Below are 7,538 nucleotides of genomic sequence, written 5' to 3'. Positions count from 1 at the left end.
GATGCCGCGCGGCACCGCGTCCACCTCGTGCAGCACGCCGTCGATGCGCAGCCGGATCTTGAGGTCGAACTCGCTGGGCTCGAGGTGGATGTCGGAGGCCCGGGAGCTGATCGCGCGCTCCAGCAGCGAGTTGACGTAGCGCACCACCGGGGCGTCCTCGTTGACCGAGTTCAGCCCGTCGACGGTGGAGGAACCCTCCTCGGCCTCGGCCTGCGCGGCCGCCTCGTCCAGGTCGGTGCTCTCGCGGGTGTAGCGGTCCAGCAGCCTGCCGAGGTCTTCCTTGGTGACCACCATCGGGCGCACCATCAGGCCGGTGGCGGCCCGGATGTCGTCCAGGGCGAGCACGTCGCCGGGGTCGCCCACGGCGACGGTGATGGTGGTGTCGCTGACCGCGATGGGGAACATGTTGTGCCGGCGGGCCAGCGTCAGCGGGATCCGGGCCATCGCCTGCGGATCGACCGGGAACGCCGACAGCTCCACGGCCTCGACGCCGTAGGCGTCGGCGGTGGCCAGCGCCAGCTGCAGGTCGGTGATGATCTGGTCGTCGACCAGTACTGAGCGCAGCGGCCGGCCGCTGACCTTGGCGGTCTCGATGGCCCGGTCCAGCACGCCCTCATCGAGACCACGGCCGCGCAGGGCGGTGACGATGGTTCGCAGTGCGGGGTCCATAGTTCCCTCCGGAAGCAGGTGGTGGACCTACCCCACCCGGGGACCGGGGGGATTTATCACCGGGTGCGGTAGGACCACCTGGCTTTACCTATCGGGGACCGGCCGGCGGATCTGAGGGCTTGGCCGAATCTCAGGCCGGCCGGCCTGGGGCACCGGACAGCGGGCTCAGCGGAAGTCGCGCGAGGTGGTGCGCATGCCCAGCTGCAGCGGCTCGATCCGCTCGGCCAGCACGTTGACCACTCCCTCGGAGCACTCCAGCATGCCGCGGACCAGCAGGCCGCCGGAGGAGGCGGCGGTCCGGCGGTGGCGCTGCCAGACCACCGGGTCGCAGATGACGTTGACCATCCCGAACTCGTCCTCGAGGTTGACGAAGATGACGCCGCGGGCGGTGGCCGGCCGCTGCCGGTGGGTGACGATGCCGGCCACGATCACCCGGGTCCGGTCCTCCAGCTCGCGCAGCTGGGTGGAGGTGGTCACGCCGAGCCCGGTCAGGTGGTCCCGGATCAGGGCGGTCGGGTAGCGGTCCCGGGTGATGCCGGTGGCCCACAGGTCGGCCATCAGCTGCTCGGGCTCGGTCATCTCCGGCAGCGGCGGGATCTGCTGCTCGCTGGGGGCGGGCAGGTCCAGCTGGCCGGGGCGGTAGTCGGCGGCGGCGCCGGCCACCCAGAGCGCCGCGCGCCGGCTGGTGCCCAGGGAGTCGAAGGCGCCGGCGGTGGCCAGCGCCTCCAGCTGGGGGGAGTTGAGCCCGACCCGGCGGGCCAGCTCGGTGAGGCTGCGATACTCCCCGCCCCGCTCCCGCTCGGCGACAATCCGCTCGGCCAGCTCGTCGCCGATCGCCCGGACGCTGGACAGGCCCAGCCGGACCGCCGGCTGGGCCGGGCCGGGACCGGGATAGCTCGACTCGCCCTCGGTGGTTTCCTGCAGGCTGGCGGCCGCCAGCGAGGAGTTGATGTCCGGCCCGCGGACGGCCACCCCGTGCCGCTTGGCGTCCTGCACCAGCGTCTGGGGTGAGTAGAAGCCCATCGGCTGGGCGTTGAGCAGCGCCGCGCAGAACGCCGCCGGGTAGTACAGCTTCATCCAGGACGAGGCGTAGACCAGGAAGGCGAAGCTGATCGAGTGGCTCTCGGCGAAGCCGAAGGCCGCGAACGCCTTGATCTTGGTGTAGATGTCGTCGGCCACCGCGCCGGTGATGCCGTTGGCGGCCATCCCCTCGTACAGCCGGTCGCGCAGCCGGGCCATCTTCTCCTCGCTGCGCTTGGAACCCATCGCCCGGCGCACCTGGTCGGCCTCGGACGGGCTGCAGCCGGCCGCGTCGATGGCCAGCCGCATCAGCTGCTCCTGGAACAGCGGGATGCCCAGGGTGCGCTCCAGCGCCGGCTGCAGCAGCGGGTGCGGGTAGGTGACCGGCTCCAGGCCGTTCTTGCGGCGCAGGTAGGGATGCACCGCGTCGCCCTGGATCGGGCCGGGCCGGATCAGCGCGATCTCGATGACCAGGTCGTAGAAGGTGCGTGGCTTGAGCCGGGGGAGGGTCGCCATCTGGGCCCGGGACTCGATCTGGAACACCCCGACGGTGTCGGCGGCGCACAGCATGTCGTAGACCCGGGGGTCCTCGGGCGGGATCTCGTGCAGGCCGTAGCGGTGCCCGTGCCAGGCCTCGACGAAGTCGAAGCAGTACTTCAGCGCCGAGAGCATGCCCAGGCCCAGCAGGTCGAACTTCACCAGGCCGGTGGCCGCACAGTCGTCCTTGTCCCACTGCAGCACGGTCCGGCCGGGCATCCGGCCCCACTCCACCGGGCACACCTCGATCACCGGACGGTCGCAGATCACCATGCCGCCGGAGTGGATGCCGAGGTGGCGCGGGGCGTTCTGCAGCTGCTCGGCCAGGGCCAGCACCTGCTCGGGCACCGCGTCCGGGTCCGGCTCGTCGGTGGGGTGCCCGGCTTGTTCGGCGGCGGGTGCGGCGACGCTGTCCGGTCCGCCGTCCGGGGCGGCGGGCTGCCAGTAGCGGTGGGCCTCCATCTGCTTGCTCCAGGCGTCCTGCTGGCCGGTGGCGTAGCCCAGTGCCTTGGCGATGTCGCGGACCGCCGAGCGCGGCCGGTAGGTGATCACGTTGGCGACCTGGGCGGCGTGCTGGCGGCCGTGCATCTCGTAGACGTGCTGGATGACCTCCTCGCGCCGGTCGGACTCGATGTCGATGTCGATGTCCGGCGGCCCGTCCCGCTCGGGGGCCAGGAACCGCTCGAACAGCAGGTTGTGCCCGACCGCGTCGACGGCGGTGATGCCGATGGCGAAGCACACCGCGGAGTTGGCGGCCGAGCCGCGGCCCTGGCAGAGGATGCCCCGCTGGAAGCAGAACTGGGTCAGCTCCCAGACCACCAGGAAGTAGCCGGGGAAGCCGAGCTGGTCGATGACCGCCAGCTCGTGCTCGAGCTGGCGGTAGGCCCGGTCGGTGGCCGGGCCCGGCGGGCCGTACCGGGTCCGGGCGCCGGCGTAGGTCAGCTCGCGCAGGTAGCTCATCTCGGTGTGGCCGTCCGGCACCGGGAACGGCGGCAGGTTCGGCGCCACCAGCCTGAGCGGAAACGCGAGTTCGGTGCCGAGCCGGGCGGCGGCGGCGACCGCGTCGGGGTAGCGGCGGAACCGGGCGGCCATCTCGGCGCCCGAGCGCAGGTGCTGGCCGGCCCAGCCGGGCAGCCAGCCGTCCAGGGCGTCCAGGCTGGTGCGGGCCCGGACCGCGGCCATCGCGGTGGCCAGCGGCCGGTGCCGCGGGGCGGCGTAGTGCGCCGCGGTGCTGGCGACCAGCTGCAGCCGCTGCTCGCCGGCGAGTTCGGCAAGCGCGGCGTAGCGCTCGTCGGCCAGCGGCTCCAGGGCGTGGGTGAGCTCGACGGCGACGTTGTCCCGGCCGAACCGGTCCACCAGCTCGGTGAGCGCCTGCCGGGCCGGGTCCAGCGCGAAGGTGCCGAAGCCGGCACCTTCCAGCGCCTGCCGGACGCTGCCCTTGCGGCAGCCGGTGAGCACCAGCCAGTTGTTACCGGACAGCTCAGCCAATTCATCCAGGTCGTAGACCGGCCGCCCCTTGGCGCCGCCGCGCAGGTTCGCCTGGCTGATGCCCCGGCACAGGCTCGCGTAGCCGGCCGGGTTGCGGGCCAGCACCAGCAGGTGGGTGCCGGGCGGGTCGGGAACGCCGGCGCGGGCGGCGATGGCACGCTCGGACTTGGTCCGCGGCAGCTCGACGCCGGTGTTCAGCTCGGCGCCGAACACCGTCGGCAGGCCGAGCGCGTCGGCGGCCTCGGCGAACCGGGCGACGCCGTACATGCCGTCGTGGTCGGTCAGCGCCAGCGACTGCAGGCCCAGGGCGACGGCCTCCTCGACCAGCTGCTCCGGGTCGCAGGAGCCGTCCAGGAAGGAGAACGAGGAGTGCGTGTGCAGCTCGGCGTAGGGGACCGGGGTGTCGTCGGGCAGCGGGATCGCGGGGGCTTCGTAGGCCGGTCGCTTCCGGCTCCAGGCGGGTGAGTCGCCGCCGTCGGGTTGGTTCTCGCTGCCGTGGCCACGCCGCCGGGACGGGCGCAGCGGGGTGGGCGGGGGTAGCGGCTCGTCCTCGGTGGTCGGCCCGCCCTGCTGCGGCGGGTCGCCCTCCGGGCCGGCACGTCCGGACAGCTGGCGCTCCAGCTCGCGCCAGGGCCTAGGCGGATTAGCGAACCCCATAGACGAAGTGTACTGGAACATATGTTCGAATATCTGCCTTGCGCGTCAATTTCGGTCGATCGGCCGGTGGCGGGGAACCGCAATGCCAGGGCGTGGTTCGTGACCCTCTTCCTTGCCTACCGCATGCCCAACGATTAGCGTTGGGTCATGAGCGGTACTAATTCCGACCCGACCAACCCGCAGCCGGCCAAGCGCCGGAGGGCGGCGGCCAAGCCGGCCCGGCGGTCGGTAGCTCTGCCCACCGCTGTCGCCGGGCGGGTAACGGTACGGGCCGATGCCGCCACGGCGTTCTCTCCGGTAGCGACTGTCGAGCGGCTCGTCGCCGTCCTAGGCAACAACACCCTCGCCCGGATCCTCGGTGTCTCGATTTCGCAGCCGAGCCGGTGGCGGACCGGCAAGGAGCAGATCAGCCCGGAGAACCGGCGCAAGCTCACCGATCTGAATCACGTGCTGGAGCGGCTGCTGCTGGAGGTCTACCCCGACCAGGCCGAGGACTGGCTCAGCAGTCCGAACGCTCATCTCGGTGGCGGCATCCCGCTGAACGTGCTCATGCTGTACGGGCCCGCTGCCGTGCTCGAGGCCATCGAGGCGTTGGCCGGCGGCGCATACGCCTGACGATGGTCACCTTCTATCGCGTCCTGCCCTACCTGGACACGGCACGAGCCGGCGAACCGGGCCACCCGCTGTACCTGTCGTCCGCTCGCGGCAGCAACCGGGTGGACAACCCCGGCCACTATCAGGTGCTCTACCTCGCCGACGCTCCGGCAGGGGCGCTGGCAGAGGCGTTCGGCTCGTTCAGCCGGTGGAATCGCGGGCTGTTCCGCGGCACGCCCTCGCTCAGCAGAAGTGTGCGGGCGCTGGTCACCTACGAACTCGACGAGGGTGCCGCGATCTGCGACCTGGATGACGCGTACACCCTTGTCGAGTTGGGATTGCGCCCGTCGGAGGTGGTCACCCGCAACCGCGCGGTCACCCAGTCCTGGGCGCTCAAGCTGTACGAGGCCGGCAGGTACGCCGGCGTGCGGTGGTGGTCCTACTACGATCCGCGGTGGGGCAGCATCGGGCTGTGGGACAGCCGGCTGCTCACCGTTGTCGAGGTAGCGGTGCTGGACGACCTGATGCATCCCGCGATGGTCGAAGCAGCCGCCGTGCTCTGTCGCATTCTCGAGCCCTGACGGGTAGCCGGCAACAGTGCGATCTGCCTTGCGAGGTAGGGCTGATCGCGATCAGCCCTACCCGCAAGCTCACCCTGCTGGCGGCCTCTTAGCAGGGATTCGGGATGACGTTGCGGAAGTCGTTGAACCGGGTGACGGTGCTGCCACCGCCGCCGAAGGCGAGATAGGTCAGCGGCAGCAGGGAGCCGTACTGGGCGTTGCGCCCGAAGTTGCTGGTCTCGCCAGGGGTGTCGTTGCCGAACTGCCAGGTGCAGGTGTCCCGGACGTTCGTGGTGGTGAAGAACGGGTAGAACTCGGCCGGGGTGCCGCTGTCGGTCTGCGGTATCAACGTGCAGCCGGCGCCGGTGGTCCGGTTGCAGGTCGGCTCGACCGCCGGCAGGTCGGCCTCGAAGGCCACTCGCTGGTACGGCTGGTCGAAAGCGGCGCCGGTCCGCGCGCTGGTGAACTGGAACGGGGTCGGATGCAGTCTGGTGTTCCCGTCCGGCCAGACCGGCGTGTAGGAGACCCCGTCGAAGCCGGTGTTGGTCTCGGTACAGCCCTGCACCCGGTACAGCAGCGCTTCGGAGGCTGGGAAGCAGAAGTCGTTGTCGGAGTCCGTGGGTCGCTGGTTGGCACCGCTGCCCTCGGTATTGCCCGCCGGACACGTGATCGGGTTTCCGGAGCTGTCCAGGCCGAACGGGGTGGCCGGTACCGTGGCGCCGTTGCAGAACTGGAAGTGGCCGATCTCGTCGGAGAAGGCGACGTTGTAGCTGTGCGCGGCCCACGGCACCCGGGTCTGCTCCGAGGCGGTGCTGTACATCGGGTGGAACGCGTACGGGATCGCGTTGCAGCTGGTGCCGGTCGGGTCGTACTGGATCTGGACGAACCCGTTGGCGGGGCTGGCCGTCATCGAGCCGGACTGGTGGGTGGACAGGTCATCGATCTGGGTGCGTACCCCGTCCGCGGTGTCGGAGATGCTCAGCTGCAGCTTGTCCCCGGAGTTCATGAACAGATCCTGCTTCGGGTTCGGGGTAAAGGTGGCGAGCGTGGAGTCGAGCGGGTTCGCCGGCGCCTGGGCCACGCCGCTCTTGGTCACGAACGCGAACTGGAAGGTCTCGATGCCGACCCTTGCCGCGCAGGTCGGGTTCTGCAGGGTGCCCGCGACCGGGTCCTCCAGCAGGCTGAACACGTTCATCGCGGCGCACCACTGGGTGGGGCTGCAGGTGCTCGCTCCGATGGCAACGGCCCAGGTCGGCCACGGCACCCAGCCCGGCGGGTACAGCTGCAGCTCCAGGAAGGCGGTTCCCGGGTGGTTGGGTGACACGGCGGGGTCGACGATGTTGCTGTCGCTGTCCGGCGTGCAGGTCGACACCTGCTCCGGGTAGGACTGGGTGTCGCACAGCGCCATTCCGAACCACAGCGCGCCGTTGAGCTCGAAGTTGTAGCTCTTGCCCGGGGTGGTCGGCTGCGCCGGTGTCGGGTCGTGCGGCAGGGTGATCGAGTACTGCATCCGGTTACCGGAGCCGGGCTGGTTGGAGTAGAACAGCAGTGACGGCTCGTCGTGTCCGACGTACTCGTCCTCGCCGAACACCTGCGCCGAATCGGTGAGATCCGGGCACAATGTGCTGTATTCGCAACTGATTCTCACATGTTGACCGGCTGTCGAGTGGGGTACTGGTTGGGATGCCGACGACGGACCCCACGCGGCGGCCAGGGCCGCGGCTACGGTCAGCGCGGCGACGAGCACGAGCAGGCGACGCAGAGTTGATCGGGAACTGAACATGAGACACGCCTTTGGCGGGGGTCGCCGGTCTCCCTGGAGGCTCGGCGTGGCTCGCGGCGGCCAAGAGGGGCCACGCCGGCAGGTGTTCGGTAACAGTCAGCGAACAGTGTGACCACGGGTCCCTGGCAGGTCAAGGGATCCCGACGGGTATTCCGTCCGGGCCCCGGAAACCGGGGCGCCGACACCTCCCGTGCGTGTGACCCGATGTGAACGGCTGGCAGAATGTCCTG

General features: G+C 70.5%; 5 protein-coding genes. 2 read left to right on the top strand and 3 right to left on the bottom strand.

Features of this window, described 5'->3' with window-relative positions; translation table 11 throughout:
* Together VLJ82_RS00120 and VLJ82_RS00115 are read right to left on the bottom strand one after the other, a co-directional pair.
* Window positions 1-669: GspE/PulE family protein (locus tag VLJ82_RS00120; RefSeq protein ID WP_408661288.1), on the bottom strand; the 669-nt coding region annotated here is incomplete at its 3' end.
* A 165-nt stretch (window positions 670-834) separates the two neighbouring features.
* The gene (locus VLJ82_RS00115) at window positions 835-4,371 is read right to left on the bottom strand and encodes an error-prone DNA polymerase (protein ID WP_408661287.1); all 3,537 of its coding nucleotides are present in this window, start codon (window positions 4,369-4,371) and stop codon (window positions 835-837) included.
* 147 nt (window positions 4,372-4,518) lie between these two features.
* Between VLJ82_RS00115 and VLJ82_RS00110 the strand changes: the two genes are divergently transcribed.
* Window positions 4,519-4,986, top strand: coding sequence for an antitoxin Xre/MbcA/ParS toxin-binding domain-containing protein (locus tag VLJ82_RS00110; protein WP_408661286.1), 468 nt, complete (start codon window positions 4,519-4,521; stop codon window positions 4,984-4,986).
* A 2-nt stretch (window positions 4,987-4,988) separates the two neighbouring features.
* Window positions 4,989-5,546 (top strand): RES family NAD+ phosphorylase, encoded by a 558-nt coding sequence (locus VLJ82_RS00105; RefSeq protein ID WP_408661285.1) that lies wholly within the window; start codon window positions 4,989-4,991, stop codon window positions 5,544-5,546.
* 88 nt (window positions 5,547-5,634) lie between these two features.
* On the opposite strand, the gene VLJ82_RS00100 is transcribed toward VLJ82_RS00105, so the two are convergent.
* Window positions 5,635-7,116: a hypothetical protein gene (locus VLJ82_RS00100; protein WP_408661284.1), complete on the bottom strand. Its 1,482-nt coding sequence runs from the start codon at window positions 7,114-7,116 to the stop codon at window positions 5,635-5,637.
* Between the last annotated feature and the right edge of the window lie 422 nt (window positions 7,117-7,538).

Origin of the sequence: Jatrophihabitans sp. (assembly GCF_035474675.1) — a bacterium.
Classification (GTDB): Bacteria; Actinomycetota; Actinomycetes; order Mycobacteriales; family Jatrophihabitantaceae; genus Jatrophihabitans_A.
The sequence above is the reverse complement of the archived record's forward strand: the minus strand, read 5'-3'. Positions and strand labels throughout refer to the sequence as shown.

Bases quoted from the DNA above. Each gene is read 5' to 3' on its own strand.
- VLJ82_RS00105 (WP_408661285.1), top strand. From the start codon at position 4,989: ATGGTCACCTTCTATCGCGTCCTGCCCTACCTGGACACGGCACGAGCC.
- VLJ82_RS00110 (WP_408661286.1), top strand. From the start codon at position 4,519: ATGAGCGGTACTAATTCCGACCCGACCAACCCGCAGCCGGCCAAGCGC.
- VLJ82_RS00115 (WP_408661287.1), bottom strand. From the start codon at position 4,371: ATGGGGTTCGCTAATCCGCCTAGGCCCTGGCGCGAGCTGGAGCGCCAG.